Raw genomic sequence first — 21,620 nt, forward strand, 5'->3', positions numbered from 1 at the left:
ATCATTGGCTAATACCAACACGGGACACATGGGTGCGGAGGCTGACCTACAGTCTATTCCTGCGCTACTCGCCCGAAATGCGGCGAAGTATGGCAATAGACCTGCGTTTCGCGAGAAAGAATTCGGCATTTGGCAAACGGATACTTGGGCCGAAGTCGCCGAAAAGGTTCGTAATCTTGGTCTTGGCCTAATCAATCTGGGGATTGCAGAGGGCGACTTTGTTGCAATCATCGGGCGGAACAGACCGAGCCTTTACTGGTCGATGATTGCTGTTCAGTCCGTTGGCGCCATTCCCGTACCGCTTTATCAAGACGCCAACGCCGAAGAGATGGCCTATGTCCTTGGCCACTGTGGCGCGCGGTTTGTAATTGCAGGCGATCAGGAGCAGGTCGACAAGGTTATCGAAATTCAGGAAGGCCTCCACCAGTTCGAGCATATGATCTATCTCGATCCGCGTGGCCTTCGGAAATACGATCATTCCCGCCTTCACGAATTCGCCCATGTTCTTGCACAAGGCCGCGCCGCGGCAGACGAATTTAGCCCTGAACTTCAGCGTCGCACGGCAAAGCTGAATTTCGATAGCACCTGCGTCATGCTTTATACGTCAGGTACGACGGGGAAACCCAAAGGCGTCGTGCTTTCTAATCGCAACATCATCATGAGCTCAAAAGCCTCTGCGGAGTTTGACAGGCTGACGCATGAGGACGAGGTACTTGCCTATCTCCCTATGGCATGGGTCGGCGATTTTATCTTCTCCATCGGTCAGGCATCTTGGACAGGCTTTTGCGTGAACTGCCCCGAGAGCGCAGACACCATGATGACCGACCTGCGCGAAATCGGGCCGACCTATTATTTCGCCCCACCCCGCATTTTTGAGACACAGCTCACAAACGTCATGATCCGCATGGAAGACGCGGGCAAATTCAAGCAGTGGCTCTTTGCGAAGTTTATGGACCACGCCAAAAAAGTTGGGCCGGCGATTCTGGACGGAAAGTCTGTTTTGGGCATGGATAGGCTCAAATACAAGCTCGGCGAATACCTCATTTACGGCCCCCTCAAAAACACACTCGGCTTTAGCCGCGTTCGCGTTGGATATACTGCGGGCGAGGCGATCGGGCCGGAGATTTTCGAATTCTATCGCTCGCTTGGGATCAACCTCAAACAGCTCTATGGCCAGACCGAAGCATCTGTGTTCATCACCCAGCAACCTGATGGCGAAGTGCGCAACGATACCGTTGGTGTTCCAAGCCCAGGTGTTGAAATCCGCATCGCCGATAATGGCGAGGTGTTCTATCGCTCGCCAGGCGTCTTTGTTGAATACCTAAATAACCCGGACAGCACCGCCGATACGAAAGACAGCGAGGGTTGGGTCGCAACGGGCGACGCGGGCTTTATCGAGAAAAGCTCCGGCCACCTACGGATTATCGACCGTGCAAAGGACGTTGGCAAAATGGCTTCCGGCGCTATGTTTGCCCCGAAATACGTTGAGAACAAACTCAAGTTCTATCCGAATATTCTTGAAGCGGTCGTGTTTGGCGCTGGGCGGGAATATTGTACCGCCTTCATCAATATTGATTTGACCGCAGTGGGGAACTGGGCGGAGCGGAACAACATCGCGTATGCATCCTATCAAGAACTTGCCGGACATCCGCAGGTTCTCGAAACCATCCGCCAGCATGTTTCCGAAGTGAACAAGAGCGTGGCTCAGGATGAGATGCTCTCGGGCTGTCAAATCCATCGCTTCCTTGTGTTGCACAAAGAGCTTGATGCGGATGATGGCGAAATGACCCGCACCCGCAAGGTACGCCGCCGGATCGTTGAGGAGAAGTTCGATGACCTGATCGGCGCGCTCTATGACGGATCAGACGAGATCTTTACCAAAACCGAAGTGACCTATGAGGACGGCCGCAAAGGCGCGATTAGTGCCACGTTGAAACTTCTGGATGCCGAAGTGCAGCAGGTGGCAAAGGGGAGCATGGCAGCATGAGCGCCCAAGCAGAAGAATACGTCACCGAAGATGGCCGTAAAATCGGCGGTGTCATGATGGAGATGAAAAACATCACCCTTCGATTTGGTGGTGTGGTTGCGATCAAAGACATCAGTTTTGATATTCGCGAAGGTGAAATCCGCGCGATCATCGGTCCGAACGGCGCGGGTAAATCAAGCATGCTCAACGTCATCTCGGGGTTTTACAACCCGCAAGAAGGCGATGTGATTTTTCGCGGCAAAAAGCGCCCGCAGATGCGGCCATATAAGGTCGCGCAGCAAGGCATCGCGCGGACCTTTCAGAACATCGCGTTGTTCGAGGGTATGAGCGTTTTGGATAACGTGATGACCGGCCGATTGACCCATATGAAAACAGGCATGTTCGGACAAGCCATGTGGTGGGGCAAGGCGCAAGACGAAGAGGTTTACAACCGCGAGAAAGTTGAGGAGATCATTGATTTCCTTGAGATTCAGGCCATCCGCAAAACGCCAGTTGGGCGCTTGCCTTATGGCCTCAAGAAACGTGTCGAACTCGCCCGCGCATTGGCAGCAGAGCCCAAACTCCTCCTGTTGGACGAGCCGATGGCCGGTATGAACGTCGAGGAAAAAGAGGACATGAGCCGCTTTATCCTTGATGTGAATGACGAGTTCGGCACCACAATCGCCCTGATTGAACATGATATGGGCGTTGTGATGGACCTTTCGGATCGGGTTGTCGTGATGGACTATGGCAAGAAGATCGGCGACGGAACGCCCGACGAGGTCCGCAGCAATCAGGAAGTAATCGATGCATATCTGGGGGTGGCACATGACTAAAGCTACGCCACAGAAACACGACATACTGGAGGCCCAAAATGCCTGAGCAACTCTTATGGGCCGCTGAGGCTATGATGAACGGTTTGATGGCAGGGGTGCTCTATGCGCTTGTTGCCCTCGGGTTCGTGCTGATCTTCAAAGCGTCTGGTGTATTTAACTATGCCCAAGGTGTGATGGCGCTGTTCGCCGCGCTCACGCTGGTCGGCATCATGGATGGGCAGGTACCATTTGCGCATTTGATCAACGCGGTGTTCGGCACCGAGATTCACCACTTTGGCTGGCACGTTCCGGCAATTCTGGCGATTTTCCTAACGGGCGTTGTGATGGTCGGGTTGGCCATTCTTATCGAGCGGTTCGTACTACGTCATCTTGTGAACCAGCCTGATATCATCCTGTTCATGGCCACCATCGGGCTTGCCTACTTCATGGAAGGCGTTGGAGATCTGATGTGGGGCAGCGAAATCAAGACACTTGATGTTGGCCTGCCGCAGGGGATTTCGGAAACTATTGATGAAGCGACTTACAATTGGTTTGGGTACGGTTTCTTTATCGACCGCCTCGATATCGTCGCAACGATTATTGCCGCGCTGCTCGTAGCGAGCCTCACGATCTTCTCTCAATACTCCAAACAAGGCCGCGCCCTGCGCGCCGTTGCGGATGACCACCAAGCGGCGCTTTCGGTCGGCATCTCTTTGCGCTTTATCTGGGTTCTGGTTTGGTCGATTGCTGGTTTCGTTGCGCTCGTTGCCGGAATGATGTGGGGCGCGAAGTCGGGCGTACAATTTTCGCTATCGCTCATCGCACTCAAGGCGCTGCCGGTTCTGATGCTCGGCGGATTTACCTCGATCCCTGGTGCGATCGTCGGCGGGCTGATCATTGGTGTCGGCGAGAAACTGTTCGAGTTCTCCATCGGCCCGCTTGTTGGCGGCGCAACGGAAAACTGGTTCGCCTATGTGCTGGCGCTGGTGTTCCTTGTCTTCAGACCACAAGGCCTGTTTGGCGAAAAAATCATCGAGAGGGTCTAGAGCAATGTCAGCACTAAAACAGACCCTAACGTTGGTCAAATCGCCTGAAACATCATCGAATAACAAGAAGGGGTGGACCTGATGCTTTATCGTGAAGCCGGAGATTTCAAAACCACCTATGTCGAAGACGGGCAGACTTTCCCGATCAAATTTGATCGGATTGCCTACTACATTCTGTTGGCTGTCGCCTTTGGCGTGGTGCCGTTTATCATCAACGATTACTGGGCCAATGCCGTCTTGGTGCCTTTCCTGATCTACGCTGTTGCGGCAATCGGGTTGAACATCCTTGTCGGGTACGCGGGGCAGGTCAGCCTCGGTACGGGCGGTTTCATGGCTGTGGGGGCGTATGCTTGCTACAAGTTGATGACGTCATTCCCCGAAGTTTCGATCCTGATCCACGTCGTTTTGGCGGGAGTCATTACCGCCGCTGTCGGGGTGCTGTTTGGCTTGCCAAGCTTGCGGATCAAAGGGTTCTATCTTGCCGTGGCAACTCTTGCCGCGCAGTTCTTCCTCGTTTGGCTCTTTAACAAAGTGCCGTGGTTCTACAACTATTCTGCATCTGGCCAGATCTCCGCACCAGAGCGCACCGTGTTCGGCATCGAAGTGACCGGCGCAAACACAGACGCTTGGGCGAAATACCTTGTCTGCCTGATCTTCGTTACGGCCTGTGCATGGCTCGCGCGCAATCTAACACGCGGCACCACGGGCCGCACTTGGATGGCGATCCGCGATATGGATATTGCTGCGGAGATTATCGGGGTGAACCCACTCAAGGCAAAACTAACGGCGTTTGCGGTAAGTTCTTTCTTCGTCGGGATCGCGGGCGCACTCTTCTTTGCGGTGTATCTCGGATCGGTTGAAGTGGGCGAGGTCTTCGGAATTAACAAGAGTTTCCTTGTCTTGTTTATGATCATTATTGGCGGGTTAGGGTCTATTTTCGGAAGTTTCGCGGGTGCGGCTTTCATGGTTTTGATGCCGGTACTGCTCAAGAACATTCTCGTGGGCGGCTTGGGCTGGCCCACTGATATCGCGGCGCATTTCGAACTTGTCATTGTTGGCGGTTTGATCGTGGTGTTCCTCATTCTGGAACCGCATGGCTTGGCACAGCTGTGGCGCGTCGCAAAAGAAAAATTAAGGTTGTGGCCCTTCCCGCATTAGTGGGCGGCCCGAATAGATCGAGGGAAAAACCTTCGGCACGAGACGATTTCAAATTTAGGGAGGACTAAGACATGAAATTGAAGTTTACAGCATTAGCGGCGGCGGCCGTGGTTTCGGCGGCAGCGCCTGCGATGGCGGACCTTGTGTTCCCGTCGCTTTCTTATCGCACGGGTCCATATGCGGCGGGCGGTATTCCGTTTGCTGATGGCTATGCAGATTACTTCACGCTTCTGAACGAACGTGACGGCGGTATCGGCGGCGAAATGGCCAAGGTGATTGAATGCGAAACCGGCTATAACACTGAAAAGGGCGTTGAGTGTTATGAGAGCACCAAGGGCGAAGGCTCACTGATTTATCAACCGCTGTCCACGGGCATCACCTATCAGCTCATCCCAAAGGTAACGGCTGATGGCATCGCGCTTCACACAATGGGTTATGGTCGTACGTCCGCCAAGAACGGCAAAGTGTTCAGCAACGTCTTTAACTATCCTGCGAACTATTGGGATGGTGCCTCGGTTGCGATCAACCACCTGCTTGACCTGAATGGTGGTGACATCAACGGCAAGAAGGTCGCGCTGGTCTATCATAACTCCGCCTACGGCAAAGAACCGATCCGCACGCTCGAAGAGCTTTCGGCAAAGCACGGCTTTGAACTGACGACGCTTGCTGTTGACCACCCAGGTCAGGAGCAGAAGTCTCAGTGGCTGCAAATCCGCCGCGAAAAGCCCGACTATGTTCTGATGTGGGGCTGGGGCGTGATGAACCAAGTTGCTATTCAGGAAGCTGCGAACATTCGTTTCCCGATGGAGAATTTCATCGGCGTTTGGTGGTCTGGTGGTGAGCACGATGTGATCCCCGCTGGCGATGGTGCGAACGGCTATAAAGCTGTGACTTTCCACAACGTTGGTAGCGACTTCCCTGTGTTTGAAGACGTGCAGAAGTACGTTGTTGACGCGGGCAAGGCAGCAGGAAACGGCGATCAGATCGGCACAGCGGTTTACAACCGTGGTTTCTATGCAGCGATGCTTGCGGCCGAAGCAGCACGTAATGCACAAAAGATCGCAGGCAAATCCGATATTACCGCCGCTGACATGCTCAAGGGCATGGAGTCGCTTGAAATCACCGAAGAGCGTATGGCCGAGCTTGGTATGCCAAACTTCGGTCCGTCCTTCACTGTGACCTGCGAAAACCACGGTGGTCCGGGCCTTGGTGCGATTCAGCAATGGGATGCAGCAGCTCAAGAATGGTCGCTCATCAGCGATTTCGCGCCCTCTGACACTGAAATTATCGACGCCCTTGTGATGGAAGATTCGATGGCATTCGCCAAAGAAAACAACATCGAAGAGCGCTGTAACTAAGAACAGTTCCTCCGGCCATTGCCGACGCACTGGCCGGAGGATCCTTTCAACCTACGAAATGGTGAAAACTATGCTGGACGCCACACCTGAAACCAAAGGCGAGACCCTGCTTGAGGTCAACAATATCGAGGTGATCTATAACCACGTGATCCTCGTGCTAAAGGGTGTGAGCCTATCCGTTCCCAAAGGGGGCATCACTGCCCTTCTTGGTGGTAACGGCGCTGGAAAAACGACCACGCTCAAGGCCATCTCCAATCTGCTCCACAGTGAGCGCGGCGAGGTAACCAAGGGCAGCATCAACTATCGTGGTGAGCGGGTTCAGGATCTTGCCCCTGCGGATTTGGTGCAGAAGGGCGTTATTCAGGTCATGGAAGGCCGGCATTGTTTTGAGCATTTGACCGTTGAAGAAAACCTAATGACGGGCGCCTATACCCGCAAAGATGGCAAAGGCGCGATCGCTGCGGATTTGGAAATGGTTTATGACTATTTCCCACGCCTGCGCGAGCGCCGTAAGAGTCAGGCGGGTTATACCTCGGGCGGCGAACAACAGATGTGCGCCATTGGCCGTGCGCTCATGAGCCGGCCGGAAACGATCCTTCTGGATGAGCCTTCAATGGGCCTCGCGCCGCAGCTTGTGGAGCAGATTTTCGGCATCGTGAAATCGGTAAACGAGAACGAAGGCGTGAGTTTCCTTCTGGCCGAGCAGAACACCAACGTTGCGCTGCGCTTTGCACATTACGGATACATCCTTGAGAGCGGGCGCGTCGTCATGGATGGCCCCGCGGCTGAATTGCGCGAGAACCCTGATGTTAAGGAATTCTATCTTGGCGTGTCTGACGAAGGCCGCAAATCCTTCCGTGACGTACGGAGCTATCGCCGTCGGAAGCGGTGGTTGAGCTGATGCGGAGTAACGACATGGGATTTTACGATCAACTTGAAACGCGCTCTGCCGATGCGCGCGCTGCGGATATTTCCCAGCAGCTTCCGTTACAGATCGCGCAGGCCAAACGAGCGCCCGCCATTGCGGAAATTTTGAAGGATGTGGATGCCGAGAGCATTCGGTCAGTCGAGGATTTGGCGTCATTGCCAGTGATCCGAAAATCTGAACTTGTCTCTAATCAGGCTGAAATTGCGCCTTTTGGTGGTTTTGCTGCGATTGATGTTCATGAGTTTGAGCATGTTTTCCAGAGCCCCGGCCCGATCTATGAACCAGGGAAGCTCGGCAACGATTGGTGGCGTACGGGGCGGTTTCTTCATGCTGCAGGCATAGGTCGTGGTGACATAATCCAGAACTGTTTTGGCTATCACCTAACACCTGCTGGAATGATCTTTGAAAGTGGCGCGCGCGCCGTTGGTGCGGCTGTCGTTCCCGCAGGAACAGGGCAAACCGAGCTTCAAGTTCGTGCTGCTCTCGATATCGGTGTTACGGCCTATGCGGGCACGCCGGATTACCTCAAGGTGATCCTTGACCGCGCCGAGACGGAAGGGGTTAAGTTGAGCATTCGCAAGGCTGCGGTTGGCGGCGGCGCATTGTTCCCTAGTTTGCGGCAGGAGTATGCGGATCGAGGTATCGCGTGTTTGCAATGCTACGCGACTGCGGATCTTGGCAATATCGCCTATGAAAGCGCCGCGATGGAGGGGTTGATTGTTGATGAAGGCGTTTTGGTTGAGATCGTGACGCCCGGCACTGGAACGCCTGTTGCGCTCGGAGAGGTCGGCGAAGTTGTTGTGACAACCCTTAATCCCGACTATCCGCTCATTCGGTTCGCGACAGGTGATCTGAGCGCGTTCATGGAGGGTGAAAGCCCCTGTGGCCGCACGAACTTGCGGATTAAAGGCTGGATGGGGCGTGCCGATCAGACAACGAAGATTAAGGGGATGTTTGTCCGGCCCGAACAAGTTGCCGATCTGGTGAGCAAGAACCCCGAGGTCGAGAAAGCCCGTGTTGTCGCCAGCCGTGATGGTGAGCGAGACATGATGACGGTCATGCTCGAAACAGAGGGTGCGAGCGCGGAAGCCTTGGCAGACAGCGTTTTCTCAACGCTTAAGCTGAAGGGCAAGATTGAACTTGTTCCTGTCGGGAGTCTTCCGAAGGATGGCAAAGTAATCGACGATCAGCGCAGCTACGACACCTAAACAGGTGCAAAACAGTCTCTAAACTGGCGCGTTTGTTGTTCCATAGAGGGCGCGGGCTTGCTTGTATGTCAGCAGCTTGCGCTCTTTTTCGTCCCATAGACGAAGCTTCACACATGCGAGGCTCTCGCGAATACTCAATCGTTGATTCTGGTCGAGACTTGGGTGATCGCGCAGCACATCAGGTAGCCGATAGAACGGAATGCGCGAATAAAGGTGATGCACGTGATGTAGGCCGATATTGGCTGTCATCCATTGCAAGACACGAGGCAATTCGTAATGCGAGGAGCCGTGCAACGCGGCATCATGCATTTCCCAATTTTCGCCAACGTCCCAATGGGTATCTTCGAATTGGTGCTGCACATAGAAGAGCCAAACGCCTGCAGTGGCCGCAAGGAGGCTGGTCGGCAGGAAGATCAACACAAGCGGTTTCCAGCCACCAAAGTATGCAATGAGTCCAAGTGCCACGAGGATCGCGATGTTCGTCCCCATGGCCGATGTCCAGTATTTGCGCGACTTCATAAAGCCGATCGGCAAGCGATACTGAAGCAGGAACGTATAAGCAGGACCAATTGCGAAGAGCACAAATGGGCTGCGATAGAGCCTATACTTGAACTTTCCCCACGTTGAGCGCGCGTTACATTCGGCGACGGTCAGCGTCATGATATCGCCCATGCCGCGATGATCGAGATTGCCCGATGCGGAGTGGTGCATCGCGTGTGACCGCTTCCAGACGTCGTACGGTGTAAGCGTAAGCACACCGATTGCGCGCCCGACCCAGTCAGATACGGACCGGTTCGTAAAAAAGGCTGCGTGACCGCAATCGTGTTGAATAGCAAAGAGGCGCACTAGAAAGCCGGCGTTTACAATGGCGATTGCCAAAGCCAACCACGGGCTGAACGAGATCATCCACCACGCCAATGCCCAAAGAGCAAAGAACGGAACCAAGGTAACCGCCAACTCAAAAAGACTGCGCCACAAGATTGGTTCGCGGTATTTCGCCAGATGGCGAAGCCAATCGCGCGCGGCCACAACCGTAGAATCTGCAGGAGGAGTCGCACCATTGCTTGGTGTGTTGGGGGCGGTGGAATTCATGCTCGTCTCGTTCTGGTATTTTTGTTGTCCGAAGCCTAAGCGCCAACCCAGTACAAAGCCAACATTTCCGTGCCCGACCTTACGTCAATCGAGCGCCTGTTCATTTAGGCACAAAAAAGCCGCCTCAAACGGGCGGCTTTTCTGTATTCTGTCTCTAGCTCAGCCTTGGCGGGCTTTGAACCGAGGTTGCGTTTTGTTGATAACATAAACGCGGCCCTTACGACGTACTACGCGGCAGTCGCGATGACGGTTCTTGAGCGAACGGAGCGAGTTCCGAACTTTCATGGCCTTCTCCTTTTATCGCGGCGCGCCAGTGGCGCCTCGGGGTTAAACTTTACCCGTTTCCGGGCGGTGAACGCCCCAATGGGGCAATTTTGGGTCATCGCAGTTTGCGATGGTGGGCACGACTGGGTTCGAACCAGTGACCCCTTCGATGTCAACGAAGTGCTCTACCACTGAGCTACGCGCCCAAAACGCTGCGATCCTCTCTGTCCTATCCATTGACCACAGTCTGGCGTTGGCCAAAAACGAATAGGACGCGGAAAAACCGCGTCGACTGGCGCTGTCTATATTCGGAGTCGTAGCGGTGTTCAAGGCTTTTGATAGCGATTTATTTGCGTCTATCCGAATTCTCTGTAGAGTTTAATCATGAGTGACGCTTTTAACCTAAAAATGCCCGAATCCCGCACAACAAGCGTGGTATTTGCATCGCCCCATAGCGGGCGAGACTATGGTCGCTCATTCCTTCGGCAAACAGTTTTGGATGAGCGTTTGATTCGTAGCTCTGAAGACGCGTTTGTTGATCGCCTTTTGACAGCGGCACCTGAACATGGTGCGATTCTCATGGCGGCGCGAAAGCCACGTGCCTTTGTTGATTTGAACAGAGATTGTAGCGAGCTTGATTCTGCGCTGATTGAGGGTGTGAAAAAACAGGCGCACAATCCGCGTGTGGCCTCTGGCCTTGGAGTGATTCCGCGCGTGGTTTCGGGCAGCCGTGCGATTTATCGCGGTAAGATCAGTCAGGAGGAAGCCTTTGAGCGTATTCGGGGCTACTGGCGCCCGTATCATGACATGTTGCACACCATTCTAACCCAGAATCAGACGCTTTTCGGTCGGTCGATCTTGGTGGATTGTCATTCGATGCCACATGAAGCGCTGGAAGTGCTGACCCGCGCAAATCGGCCAAGGCCCGATATCGTAATCGGCGACCGTTTCGGCGCATCAGCGGATGAGGATATCGTCGCTCAGATCGAACAGATTTTCAGTGATGCGGGCCTTAGAGTTGCGCGGAATACACCTTTTGCAGGAGCCTATATCGCAAAGCAATATGGGCAACCCGTCAAGAACCGTCATTGCATTCAAATCGAGATTGATCGCGCGCTCTATATGGACGAGCAGATGGTCCTACCGAATGACAATTTCGGCGCGTTTCAGTCATTAATGAAGAATGTCACGGCGCGGATAGCTGATATTGGACGAGGGGAAATCAGGCTTGCTGCGGAATAGTTAACGCAGGGAGCGCCCTTTAACGATCGCGTCTTTTCCGAACTTCTCTCTTATAGAGTCTGTCGCACGTTCGGCGCGACTGCGCTGCTCTGCTTGTGGATCGAGCAAATCGCCAGTGAGGTCAGCGGCCTGTGCGGGAGTGAGGTCGCTAAGGCCAACACCGATCAATCGAAATGGTCCTTGGTCGCTGACCTGATCAAATAACCCGCGCGCGGTGTGATAGATTTTGTCTGCCATCTGTGTTGCGTCTCGAAGGCTCAAGCGGCGGGAAAGAGCCGTAAAATTGGCACGTTTGAGTTTGAGGGTCACGATCCGACCCGCAAGGTCTCGTGCTTTTGCGCGGTCACTGACCTGCTCGGCAAGGCGCCAGATATACCCGTCCAACAAGTCGGGATCGGAGGTGTCCTCAAAGAAGGTGGTTTCATTCGAGATCGATTTGACCGGCGCATTGGTGGACACGCGGCGGTAATCCTCTCCGCGCGCAAGATGCCAAAGCCGATCGCCCATGCCGCCAAACCGCTCATGCAGCTCGCGACGATCCCAGCGGAGAATATCGTCAAATGTGCGCAGCCCTGCCTTTTCAAGCGAGGCCTGAAATGCGGGGCCGACGCCCCAAATCATGCGCACGGGCTTCCCGCGAAGAAAGTCTGGTGTTTCGGCCTTCCCGATGATTGCAAAGCCACGCGGCTTATCCAAATCGCTTGCCACCTTAGCCAGAAACTTGTTGTGCGATAGCCCGATCGAGCCAGTGACACCCACTTCATCTTTCATACGCTTCACAAGCCGCGCGAGCATAACGGCCGGTGGATGACCATGGAGCTTTTGCGTTCCAGTGAGATCCATAAACGCTTCGTCCAGCGACAAAGGCTCCACTTTGGGGGTGAGCTCGTCCATCATTTTGCGCACTGCTCGGCTCGCCTCGACATAGGCACCCATACGCGGCTTCACGACAACAGCGTCAGGGCAGAGCTTGAGCGCCTGAAACATCGGCATGGCTGAGCGCACACCCTTGATCCGCGCCACATAGCAAGCGGTGGATACCACACCGCGTTTGCCACCTCCGATGATGACGGGCTTGTCCTGTAGCGCGGGATTGTCGCGCTTCTCAACGCTTGCATAAAACGCATCACAATCCATGTGGGCGATGCTTAGATCGAATAGTTCGTCATGTACCAAAACCCGAGGGTTGCCGCATTCCGGACAACGCAACATTGCCGATGGTTCGGCGTGAAACTCTGCCAGACAGGAGCGGCAAATGGCGGGTTGAGGTTGGGACATGTTAATAGACTAGGCTTCTCTCGGGAATTCGACAATGGCGAGACTTTGCAGAAATTCCCCTTTAAGATCTTCAAGAAGAAGCGCATATCAAGATTAAACAAAAACAATTTATTAAGGGGAATGCTATGGATGTAAACGGACTTATTGGCGGCAATATTGTGCTGCTCCTCATCGCAGGTTTTATTATCCTGTCGATCTTTCTTGGGGTGCGGATTGTACCGCAGTCGGAAAAATATGTGGTGGAGCGGTTTGGCCGTCTTCGCGCTGTTCTTGGGCCAGGGATTAACTTTATTGTCCCGTTTCTTGATGTCGTACGCCACAAAATCTCGATTCTCGAACGTCAGCTGCCTACTGCGTCGCAAGATGCGATTACATCAGATAACGTTTTGGTACAGGTCGAGACCTCTGTGTTCTATCGTATTATAGAGCCGGAAAAGACGGTCTACCGTATTCGTGATGTAGACGCGGCGATTGCCACAACGGTGGCTGGTATTGTGCGGTCGGGTATTGGCCAGATGGAACTGGACGAAGTTCAAAGCAACCGTCAGCAGCTCATCGCGCAGATTAAGCAGCAGGTTGAGGATGCGGTGGACGATTGGGGAATTGAAGTGACGCGCGCCGAAATTCTTGATGTGAACCTCGATCAAGCGACCCGTGACGCAATGCTCCAACAGCTCAACGCCGAACGCGCGCGTCGTGCACAGGTTACCGAAGCGGAAGGTTCAAAGCGGGCTGTGGAACTTAATGCCGATGCGGAGCTCTATTCTGCGGAGCAAGCGGCCAAAGCGCGCCGGATTTCCGCTGAGGCCGAGGCTTACGCGACCAAAGTTGTTGCCGAAGCAATCCGTGAGAACGGCATTGAAGCGGCGCAATATCAGGTTGCGCTTAAACAGGTCGAGGCACTTACCGTTGTTGGTAAAGGTGATGGTAAACAGACTGTCTTGCTACCAGCAGCTGCACTCGACGCCTTCAGCGATGCCTTTAACATGTTGAAAGGAAAACCCTGATGCTTTGGAATGAATGGTGGGTCTGGATGGCAGCGGGGCTTGTGCTTGGCATTGTCGAGATACTGATCCCCGGATTCGTTTTCCTCGGCTTTGCGATTGGCGCGCTGGTGATCGGGTTATGCCTTGCCATCGGAATGCCGCTCGGCGGCATCTACCTAATGCTCGTGATCTTTGCCGCAGTCTCACTTGTGGCTTGGATTGCGTTGCGCCGAATTATCGGCGTGCGTGAAGGCCAGACCAAGATCATTGACCGCGACATCAACAATTAATGAAACGCCCCGCTGCCCTTGGCGGGGCTTTTCTTATACGTCGCTAAGCTCGGTGATAATATCCTGCGCAGCCTTCGCAGGATCATCGGCTTGCCAGATTGGGCGACCCACGACGATATGATCGGCACCATCCTCAATTGCTGAAGTTGGCGTTGCAACGCGCTTTTGATCGCCAAGCGCTGCACCTGAAGGGCGGACACCGGGCGTTACAATCAAACGCCCTTCGGCTTGGGGAAGCGCGCGGATCAGCTTGGCTTCTTGTGGGCTAGCGATTACGCCATCTGCTCCGGCTTCAAGCGCTTTTGCTGCGCGCTCCACGACAAGCTCCTGAACGTCACCCGCTTTCATCAAGCCTGCGTCAAGGTCGGCGCGGTCAAGCGATGTTAGGATCGTGACGGCCAGAATTTTCAGATTACTTCCGGCCTTGCCTTCACCAGCCGCGCGCACCACATGCGGATCGCCATGCACAGTCAGGAAGTCTAGATCATACTGCGCAATCCCTCGCACCGCAGATTCAACCGTCGCGCCAATATCAAAGAACTTCATATCAAGGAAAATGCGTTTGCCATGCTCTTGCTTAAGTTCATTCGCCAACGCTAGCCCGCCACCTGTCAGCATGCCGAGGCCGATTTTGTAGAAGTCGACAACAGGATTAAGTGCCTCGCAAAGCGGTAGCGCCTGAACAACATTCGGGACATCGAGGGCAACGATTAGGCGATCATCTGACATGGCGCATTCCTTTGAAGAGCTGGGTTTGCCTCTCTTACGCGGCGGCGGAAAAACCATCAAGCCATGACCGACCCAGTTGGTGAGACATTTTTGTCGCAATCCATTGAATGCGCGGCTCTGCAATCCTATCTTTTGGGTAAGGCCCGAATGGGGCTGTGCCGACATATCGGGCAGCTTCTCGAAAGGGTGCTTAGAGAAGGAGATATCGAATGAATTTAGAGAAATTCACTGAGAGGTCGCGCGGTTTTATCCAAGCGGCCCAAACTATTGCTATCCGAGAAAATCACCAGAGACTTGCGCCAGAACACCTGTTGAAGGCGCTGCTTGATGATGAGCAAGGATTGGCAGCAAACCTCATAACAAGAGCTGGCGGAAAGCTTGGACAGGTCGACGAGGCCCTGCAGGTTGCGCTCGGCAAAATTCCACAAGTTTCTGGCGACGCGGCACAGGTCTATATGGACCCGCAAACCGCTAAGGTTCTTGCAGAAGCCGAGAAACTGGCCAAGAAAGCCGGCGATAGCTTTGTTCCTGTAGAGCGGATTCTGACCGCGCTTGCGATCACCCGTTCAAAGGCGAAAGACGCGTTGGACGCCGGTGGCGTAACTGCGCAGAAACTGAATGAAGCGATCAATGATATTCGCAAGGGTCGTACTGCTGATTCCGCGAGTGCGGAGGAGGGCTATGATGCGCTCAAGAAGTATGCGCGTGATCTGACCGAAGCTGCGGAGCAAGGTAAGATTGACCCGATCATCGGCCGTGACGAAGAAATCCGCCGCACGATGCAGGTCTTGAGCCGCCGCACCAAAAACAATCCGGTTCTGATTGGTGAACCTGGTGTGGGTAAAACCGCGATTGCCGAGGGCCTTGCGCTGCGGATCGTGAATGGTGACGTGCCTGAAAGTCTGCGCAACAAAAAGCTGTTGTCTCTGGATATGGGCGCGCTGATTGCCGGTGCGAAATACCGAGGGGAATTCGAAGAGCGGCTCAAAGCTGTTCTGAGCGAAGTTACTTCGGCGAGCGGCGAAATCATCTTGTTCATTGACGAAATGCACACGCTGGTTGGCGCGGGCAAATCCGATGGCGCGATGGACGCGAGCAACTTGCTTAAGCCCGCACTTGCACGGGGTGAGCTGCACTGTGTTGGCGCAACAACGCTCGATGAGTACCGTAAGCATGTCGAAAAAGATGCGGCTCTTGCCCGTCGGTTCCAACCAGTGATGGTTGAGGAGCCAACAGAGCAAGACACAATCTCGATCCTGCGCGGTATTAAAGAGAAGTACGAGCTTCACCACGGTGTTCGCATTACCGACAGTGCGCTTGTAGCAGCGGCAACGTTGAGCCATCGCTACATCACGGATCGGTTCTTGCCGGATAAGGCGATTGACCTGATGGACGAGGCCGCCAGCCGTTTGCGTATGGAAGTCGACAGCAAACCCGAAGAGCTTGATACGCTTGACCGCGAAATTCTTCAGAAACAGATCGAGGCCGAAGCGCTTCGTCTTGAGGATGACAAGGCCAGCAAGGATCGGCTTGAAAAGTTGGAAGTTGAACTTTCCGAACTTCAGGAGAAATCCGCCGCGATGACAGCCACATGGCAGGCAGAGCGCGATAAGCTCGCCAATGCGCGAGACCTTAAGGAACATCTTGATCGTGCGCGTGCCGAATTGGATATCGCCAAACGTGATGGCAACTTGGCGAAAGCCGGTGAGCTTTCTTATGGCGTGATTCCAGAGCTTGAAAAGCGCTTGGCTGAGGCCGAAGCGAGTGAAAGCGAGGCAATGGTTGCCGAGTCCGTCCGCCCAGAGCAAATCGCAAGCGTGGTTGAGCGCTGGACCGGTATTCCAACAAGCAAGATGCTTGAAGGCGAGCGTGAAAAACTGCTGCGTATGGAAGAAGAGCTTGGCCGACGTGTGATCGGGCAGCGTGGTGCCGTTCAGGCGGTTTCGAATGCCGTTCGTCGTGCGCGCGCTGGTTTGAACGATGAAAATCGTCCGCTCGGTAGCTTCTTGTTCCTTGGACCAACTGGTGTCGGTAAAACCGAGCTGACCAAGGCGGTTGCCGATTTCCTCTTTGATGACGACAGCGCAATGGTGCGTATTGATATGTCGGAGTTTATGGAGAAACACGCGGTTGCGCGTTTGATCGGTGCCCCTCCCGGCTATGTCGGCTATGACGAAGGCGGTGTTCTGACCGAAGCTGTACGGCGTAGGCCATATCAGGTTGTGCTGTTTGACGAAGTCGAAAAGGCGCATCCCGATGTGTTCAACGTGTTGCTTCAGGTTCTGGATGACGGTGTGCTGACTGATGGTCAGGGACGGACTGTGGATTTCAAGCAAACGCTGATTATCCTCACATCCAACCTTGGTGCGCAGGCATTGAGCATGTTGCCAGAAGGCGCGGATGCGTCCGAAGCCAAGCGAGATGTGATGGATGCGGTGCGGGCTCACTTCCGTCCCGAATTCCTCAACCGGCTTGATGAAACGATCATCTTTGATCGGCTCTCGCGCGATGACATGGACGGCATTGTCGATATCCAACTCGGGTTGCTCGACAAACGTTTGGCGCGTCGTGGTATTACGCTTGATCTTGATGATGGTGCCCGCAAGTGGCTGGCAGACGAGGGGTATGACCCTGTCTTTGGCGCACGGCCGCTGAAGCGCGTTATCCAGCGTGCGTTGCAAGATCAGCTTGCCGAAATGCTCTTGGCGGGTGACGTGATGGATGGGGACACCATTCCGGTTACGGCCGGAGCAGACGGGCTTCTTGTTGGGGATCGGCTCTCGACCTCCAACAGACAACCGCCGCAAGACGCTGTCGTTCACTAAGCTCATTAGGCCGCCTCATTAATCGAGGCGGCCTTTTTTGTTTGAAATGACTTGCTTGCCCCGCATGCCTTGGCCAAGCTGACACGAATTCAGGAGGAAATTGCATGAGATTCATGGGGTGGGCAGGGCAAGCGCTCGAGATTTTGGCGCTAATGTTTGTTTGGCTCTTGGGACTCGCTGTCTTGGCTGCGGTAATAATGTTTGTCATCGACAGAACGCAGACCGAAGATGCAGTTCGCAGAAATTATCCTGTGATCGGGCGGTTTCGGAAGCTCTTCACGACATTGGGCGAATTTTTCCGACAGTATTTCTTTGCTATGGATCGCGAGGAACTCCCTTTTAACCGCGCACAGCGAGATTGGGTATCGCGCGCCGCTAAGGGCTCAAGCAATACCGTTGCGTTTGGCAGTACACGAAATCTCGCGGTACCGGGCACACCGATCTTTGTGAACGCGGCGTTTCCACCTCTGGATGATCAATTCGCAAGCACTGATCCGATGACCATTGGGCCCGGTGCGCGGGCACCCTATGTGGCAAAATCCATATTCAACATTTCGGGTATGAGTTATGGCGCTCTGAGCAAACCTGCTGTTCGGGCTTTGTCGCTTGGCGCCAAAGAAGCCGGAATTTGGATTAACACCGGAGAGGGTGGTCTTTCTCCTTATCATCTTGAGGGAAAGCCGGATGTCGTTTTTCAGATTGGCACGGCGAACTATGGCGTCTGCGACGAGAACGGGCGGCTTTCAGAGGAGCGGTTGCAAAATGTTGCGGCCATCCCAGAGGTCAAGATGTTTGAACTTAAACTTGCGCAAGGGGCCAAGCCGGGAAAAGGCGGTATACTTCCAGCAGAGAAGGTTAGTGCTGAAATCGCCGAGATCAGGGGAATCCCCGCAGGCAAGGCAAGCATCTCGCCAAACCGGATCAGAGGCGTCGACGACTGGCAACAGTTGCTCGATTTGATTTGCCACATACGCGAAGTTACCGGCAAGCCGGTTGGTTTTAAAACGGTTGTTGGTTCTACAGAACCTTTGCGCGATCTTTTTGCCTTGATCGCCGAGCGTGGAGCGGATTGTGCGCCGGATTTCATAACCATTGATGGCGGAGAGGGCGGGACGGGAGCTGCACCGATGCCTCTTATTGACTTGGTCGGGATGCCGATCAGAGAGGCATTGCCCAAAATTTCTGCGCTTCGAGATGAGTTCGGACTGAAAGACAGGATTCGCATTATTGCGAGTGGTAAGCTTGTTAACCCCGGCGATGTCGCATGGGCGCTGGCGGCGGGTGCGGATTTTGTAACATCCGCGCGGGGGTTCATGTTTAGTCTCGGATGCATTCAAGCGTTAAAATGCAACAAGAACACTTGCCCAACCGGCATAACCACACATGATCCACATCTACAGCGCGGGCTCGTTCCGGAAGATAAGTATAAGAAAGTCGCACAATACGCGAAGGGGATCATTAAAGAGGTCGAAACGATTGCGCATTCGGTTGGCGTATCAGAGCCCCGTAAGATTCGACGGCATCATGTTCGGCTTGTCATGCCTGATGGATCTAGCAGACGTATGAACGAAATTTTCCCCAATCAAGCGAGCGGCCCGCGCGAGTCCTAAAGACGCGCGGGCGGCAGTGGCTTTATTCCAGAACGCCCATGTTGATGGCATAGGTTACCGCACCAATCGGAGAGCCGGACTCCGGATCGCTAATGGTCATTGAAACCTGAACAACATAATCGCCCGTGCTTTCATCCAGCTCAACATCGCCAATGTGTACACCACCAGTGCCGGCGCCAAAGCTCTCTTGGAACTTAGCTTCGTCGCCTTGCCAATAATCTGAAGTAACGGCGGATTGCCCGACATTCAGACCGTAACTATCCATGACAAAGACTTCGCTGACCAATTCGTTTGCGGCTGACTGCTTGTCCTTCAGGTGGGTCGAGACTGGATTTCCCAGAACCTCGGTTTGCAACGGTGTATCTGCAGAACCGATTTCCGCGCGCCATTGTGAATCAAGTGCGTCGATCTTTGATTGAGAGATTCCATCGTGATCGGCGTTTTGTTTCATGATCGCGGCGATAACGACCGGTGACTTTACCCAGCCTGCAAGCTCGTTGGATAGAAGCCCCTAAATTTTGTCATCTGCGTTTGCCCCAAAGGCCGCAGACGTGAAAACCGAAAGCGCCGCTGTGAGGGCGCAAGCAATACTCTTCATATTTTTACTCCTTAATAGAGCTGTCTGGCCTCGGGCTTCATCAAAAAGGAAAGGCGTTGAGATTCGGCCAACGCCCAAAAATGTTTCAGTGTTCACAGAATTCACGGCGTTATTCACGCAGGTCCAACATTTGCGTGAAATCGGCAACTTACGCTTTGCGGATGCGGCGGATTGAACGATTGTGGCCATGACAAAGGAGACTGTTATGTCCAAGACATTCAAAACCGACCTGAAATGGTCCGATGTTACGCCGAAAGCCGATTTCCTGAACCGCCGTCAACTCATGGCAGGTATTGGTGCGGCGGGGCTTATTGCCAGCACACCGGCGCTGGGCAAAATCGCGACTGTAAAAAGCCGTTACTCTACAAGCGAAAAACCCAACAGCTTTGAAGACATCACAAAGTACAACAACTTTTATGAATTCGGTACGGGCAAAGATGATCCGGCCAAATACGCAGGCGCACTCACAACTGATCCTTGGTCTATCAAGATTGACGGGATGGTTGACCGGCCCGGGACTTATGATCTTGCTGACATCACCAAAGGCGTCACCATGGAAGAGCGTATCTATCGTTTCCGGTGTGTCGAGGCATGGGCGATGGTCATCCCATGGGTCGGTTTCGAACTGAGTACGCTCCTTAAGAGAGTGGGCGTTAAATCAGGCGCAAAGTATGTGGCGTTTGAAACGCTAGAGCGTCCGTCCGAAATGATTGGTCAAAAGCGGCGCACTATTCCTTGGCCGTATCGGGAAGGTCTGCGGCTGGATGAGGCAATGAACCCGCTTACGATTCTGGCGACGGGCCTCTATGGCGATACGTTGCCAAATCAGAACGGCGCACCGATCCGACTTGTTGTTCCGTGGAAGTATGGTTTCAAATCCATCAAGTCGATCGTTCGTATTTCTCTTACTAACAAGCAGCCAGAAAGCAGTTGGAATATGCTGCAACCAAGCGAGTACGGCTTCTATAGTAATGTGAACCCGAACGTTGACCATCCTCGGTGGAGCCAAGCGAGCGAACGCAAGATTGGTGGACTGATTGCAAAGCGTCAGCCAACGCTGATGTTCAACGGGTACGAAAAAGAGGTGGCCGGACTCTATAAGGGGATGGATTTGGCGAAGTTTTATTGATGCAGCTTTCCTCGTCCATCACTTGCCCAAAATGTGGCGCGGTAACTGTCGAAAAAATGCCGCGTGACGCTTGTCAGTGGTTCTATGAGTGTCCGCATTGCAAATCGATACTGACTCCAGAAGCGGGCGATTGTTGCGTGTTCTGTTCCTATGGAACACATCCATGCCCTCCCACACAAACCGGACAGGATTGTTGTTCTTGATGACTATCGTGCAGACCTTGAATCAATTCATGCGGAAAACCCCCACATGGACACTTTATTTAGCGGGTGTAATTCCTGTGGCCGCGTTGACCCTACAACTCTTTAACGGGCAACTCGGCATTGATCCGGTCAAAACGCTGGAACACGAGCTTGGCGAAATCGCGCTGCAGCTTCTAATCGCGGGTCTGGCGATCACACCGATTAGAAATGCGTTCGGGCTTAATCTCATCAAGTTCCGCCGCGCCATAGGGTTATTGGCGTTTGCCTATGTGGTTATGCACCTTGGTGTTTGGTTGTTCTTGGATATGCAGCTCCTTATGGAGCAGATTCTCAAAGACCTTGTGAAGCGGTGGTACATAACGATCGGAATGTTCGGACTGCTTCTGATGATTCCGTTGGCGTTAACCTCAAATAACCTGTCGTTGCGAAAACTCGGGGCGACCAACTGGCGTAAACTTCACAAACTCACATACGGTGCAGCTCTCGCAGGGGCGATCCACTATGTTATTCTCGTAAAGGGGTGGCAACTTGAACCGCTCATCTATCTAGCGATTGTCGTGTTGCTGCTTGCTATGAGAATCCCCCCTCTAAAACGTGTGCGGCTGGTTTAAACGAGTCACGCGAGTCGTCTTGGCTCATGATTCCGCCAGAATCCCCGACTCGCGAAGCCGATTCCGAGCTGATTCAGCCCAATAATGTATGCAATGAGGGGGCGAGTCTGTGGATAAGCCGTTCTTTGGCGATATTTAACGGTAATTCGCAGCTTCAATTTTAAAGAAATATCGAAAATCTGAAAAATCATATTCTGTAAATCATTGTTTTCATTAGTGTTTCGTGAAAATTTCAAAAAAACGTCGTATTTCTAAAAAAACCGCTTGCGCACTCCGACCGCTAG

Annotated in this window: 21 protein-coding genes and 1 tRNA gene; 16 read left to right on the top strand and 6 right to left on the bottom strand. The window is 53.6% G+C overall.

The genetic code is table 11. The annotated features are described in order from the left end of the window. Nucleotides 1–28: 28 nt before the first annotated feature. From OU789_RS14405 to OU789_RS14435, 7 genes are all read left to right on the top strand, one after another. Nucleotides 29–1,987, top strand: a complete 1,959-nt coding sequence (locus tag OU789_RS14405) for an AMP-binding protein (protein WP_274656279.1) — start codon at nucleotides 29–31, stop codon at nucleotides 1,985–1,987. Continuing rightward, nucleotides 1,984–2,802 carry an ABC transporter ATP-binding protein gene (locus OU789_RS14410; protein WP_263954692.1) on the top strand — a complete coding sequence of 273 codons (819 nt, stop codon included), beginning with the start codon at nucleotides 1,984–1,986 and terminating at the stop codon, nucleotides 2,800–2,802. Before OU789_RS14405 ends, OU789_RS14410 begins: the two co-directional genes overlap by 4 nt. Before the next feature lie 38 nt (nucleotides 2,803–2,840). Further along, entirely contained in the window at nucleotides 2,841–3,827 is a 987-nt protein-coding gene (locus OU789_RS14415; RefSeq protein ID WP_274656242.1) for a branched-chain amino acid ABC transporter permease, read from the top strand. A gap of 81 nt (nucleotides 3,828–3,908) precedes the next feature. Then, nucleotides 3,909–4,985, top strand: a complete 1,077-nt coding sequence (locus tag OU789_RS14420; protein WP_263954694.1) for a branched-chain amino acid ABC transporter permease — start codon at nucleotides 3,909–3,911, stop codon at nucleotides 4,983–4,985. Between the two features lie 71 nt (nucleotides 4,986–5,056). Then, on the top strand, nucleotides 5,057–6,343 hold the full coding sequence (locus tag OU789_RS14425) for an ABC transporter substrate-binding protein (protein ID WP_274656245.1): 1,287 nt from the start codon (nucleotides 5,057–5,059) through the stop codon (nucleotides 6,341–6,343). Between the two features lie 70 nt (nucleotides 6,344–6,413). Beyond that, complete coding sequence (locus OU789_RS14430) at nucleotides 6,414–7,244, top strand: ABC transporter ATP-binding protein (protein WP_263954696.1); 831 nt, start codon at nucleotides 6,414–6,416, stop codon at nucleotides 7,242–7,244. A 14-nt stretch (nucleotides 7,245–7,258) separates the two neighbouring features. Then, nucleotides 7,259–8,479, top strand: coding sequence for a phenylacetate--CoA ligase family protein (locus OU789_RS14435; protein ID WP_274656246.1), 1,221 nt, complete (start codon nucleotides 7,259–7,261; stop codon nucleotides 8,477–8,479). Nucleotides 8,480–8,497: 18 nt separating this feature from the next. On the opposite strand, the gene OU789_RS14440 is transcribed toward OU789_RS14435, so the two are convergent. From OU789_RS14440 to OU789_RS14450, 3 genes are all read right to left on the bottom strand, one after another. Beyond that, entirely contained in the window at nucleotides 8,498–9,571 is a 1,074-nt protein-coding gene (locus tag OU789_RS14440) for a fatty acid desaturase (protein WP_274656248.1), read from the bottom strand. Between the two features lie 159 nt (nucleotides 9,572–9,730). After that, on the bottom strand, nucleotides 9,731–9,856 hold the full coding sequence (gene ykgO, locus OU789_RS14445) for a type B 50S ribosomal protein L36 (protein ID WP_008282420.1): 126 nt from the start codon (nucleotides 9,854–9,856) through the stop codon (nucleotides 9,731–9,733). Nucleotides 9,857–9,966: 110 nt separating this feature from the next. After that, nucleotides 9,967–10,041 (bottom strand) — tRNA-Val (locus OU789_RS14450). Between the two features lie 178 nt (nucleotides 10,042–10,219). Here OU789_RS14450 and OU789_RS14455 point away from each other — a divergent pair. Next, entirely contained in the window at nucleotides 10,220–11,077 is an 858-nt protein-coding gene (locus tag OU789_RS14455; RefSeq protein WP_274656255.1) for an N-formylglutamate amidohydrolase, read from the top strand. Here OU789_RS14455 and OU789_RS14460 read toward each other — a convergent pair whose 3' ends face one another. Next, nucleotides 11,078–12,355, bottom strand: a complete 1,278-nt coding sequence (locus tag OU789_RS14460; protein ID WP_274656257.1) for a DNA polymerase IV — start codon at nucleotides 12,353–12,355, stop codon at nucleotides 11,078–11,080. A 125-nt stretch (nucleotides 12,356–12,480) separates the two neighbouring features. On the opposite strand from OU789_RS14460, the gene OU789_RS14465 reads away from it, so the two are divergent. After that, on the top strand, nucleotides 12,481–13,362 hold the full coding sequence (locus OU789_RS14465; RefSeq protein ID WP_263954701.1) for an SPFH domain-containing protein: 882 nt from the start codon (nucleotides 12,481–12,483) through the stop codon (nucleotides 13,360–13,362). Then, nucleotides 13,362–13,631, top strand: a complete 270-nt coding sequence (locus OU789_RS14470; protein WP_274656259.1) for an NfeD family protein — start codon at nucleotides 13,362–13,364, stop codon at nucleotides 13,629–13,631. Before OU789_RS14465 ends, OU789_RS14470 begins: the two co-directional genes overlap by 1 nt. Before the next feature lie 33 nt (nucleotides 13,632–13,664). Here OU789_RS14470 and pyrF read toward each other — a convergent pair whose 3' ends face one another. Then, the gene (gene pyrF, locus OU789_RS14475; protein WP_263954703.1) at nucleotides 13,665–14,360 is read right to left on the bottom strand and encodes an orotidine-5'-phosphate decarboxylase; all 696 of its coding nucleotides are present in this window, start codon (nucleotides 14,358–14,360) and stop codon (nucleotides 13,665–13,667) included. 63 nt (nucleotides 14,361–14,423) lie between these two features. Here pyrF and OU789_RS14480 point away from each other — a divergent pair, with 63 nt between their 5' ends. The 3 genes from OU789_RS14480 to OU789_RS14490 all read left to right on the top strand — a co-directional run bounded on the left by OU789_RS14480 (nucleotide 14,424) and on the right by OU789_RS14490 (nucleotide 18,795). After that, nucleotides 14,424–14,573 carry a hypothetical protein gene (locus tag OU789_RS14480; RefSeq protein WP_263954704.1) on the top strand — a complete coding sequence of 50 codons (150 nt, stop codon included), beginning with the start codon at nucleotides 14,424–14,426 and terminating at the stop codon, nucleotides 14,571–14,573. Next, the gene (gene clpB, locus OU789_RS14485; protein WP_274656261.1) at nucleotides 14,570–17,185 is read left to right on the top strand and encodes an ATP-dependent chaperone ClpB; all 2,616 of its coding nucleotides are present in this window, start codon (nucleotides 14,570–14,572) and stop codon (nucleotides 17,183–17,185) included. Before OU789_RS14480 ends, clpB begins: the two co-directional genes overlap by 4 nt. A gap of 113 nt (nucleotides 17,186–17,298) precedes the next feature. Then, the gene (locus OU789_RS14490) at nucleotides 17,299–18,795 is read left to right on the top strand and encodes an FMN-binding glutamate synthase family protein (RefSeq protein ID WP_274656280.1); all 1,497 of its coding nucleotides are present in this window, start codon (nucleotides 17,299–17,301) and stop codon (nucleotides 18,793–18,795) included. Between the two features lie 22 nt (nucleotides 18,796–18,817). Here the strand turns inward: OU789_RS14490 and OU789_RS14495 are convergent, their stop codons facing one another. Continuing rightward, a complete protein-coding gene (locus tag OU789_RS14495; RefSeq protein ID WP_274656262.1) occupies nucleotides 18,818–19,246 on the bottom strand; it encodes a PDC sensor domain-containing protein in 429 nt (142 codons plus the stop codon). 352 nt (nucleotides 19,247–19,598) lie between these two features. Between OU789_RS14495 and msrP the strand changes: the two genes are divergently transcribed. Genes msrP through msrQ form a run of 3 tightly spaced genes read left to right on the top strand, consistent with a single transcriptional unit; the run spans nucleotide 19,599 to nucleotide 21,336 of the window. Then, nucleotides 19,599–20,522 carry a protein-methionine-sulfoxide reductase catalytic subunit MsrP gene (msrP, locus tag OU789_RS14500; protein ID WP_274656263.1) on the top strand — a complete coding sequence of 308 codons (924 nt, stop codon included), beginning with the start codon at nucleotides 19,599–19,601 and terminating at the stop codon, nucleotides 20,520–20,522. Next, entirely contained in the window at nucleotides 20,522–20,725 is a 204-nt protein-coding gene (locus OU789_RS14505; RefSeq protein WP_274656264.1) for a GDCCVxC domain-containing (seleno)protein, read from the top strand. The genes msrP and OU789_RS14505 overlap by 1 nt, the downstream gene beginning before the upstream one ends. Next, nucleotides 20,725–21,336, top strand: coding sequence for a protein-methionine-sulfoxide reductase heme-binding subunit MsrQ (gene msrQ / locus OU789_RS14510; RefSeq protein WP_274656265.1), 612 nt, complete (start codon nucleotides 20,725–20,727; stop codon nucleotides 21,334–21,336). The genes OU789_RS14505 and msrQ overlap by 1 nt, the downstream gene beginning before the upstream one ends. The last annotated feature ends 284 nt before the right edge of the window (nucleotides 21,337–21,620 follow it).

Origin of the sequence: Halocynthiibacter sp. C4 (assembly GCF_028823805.1) — a bacterium.
Classification (GTDB): domain Bacteria; phylum Pseudomonadota; class Alphaproteobacteria; order Rhodobacterales; family Rhodobacteraceae; genus Falsihalocynthiibacter; species Falsihalocynthiibacter halioticoli.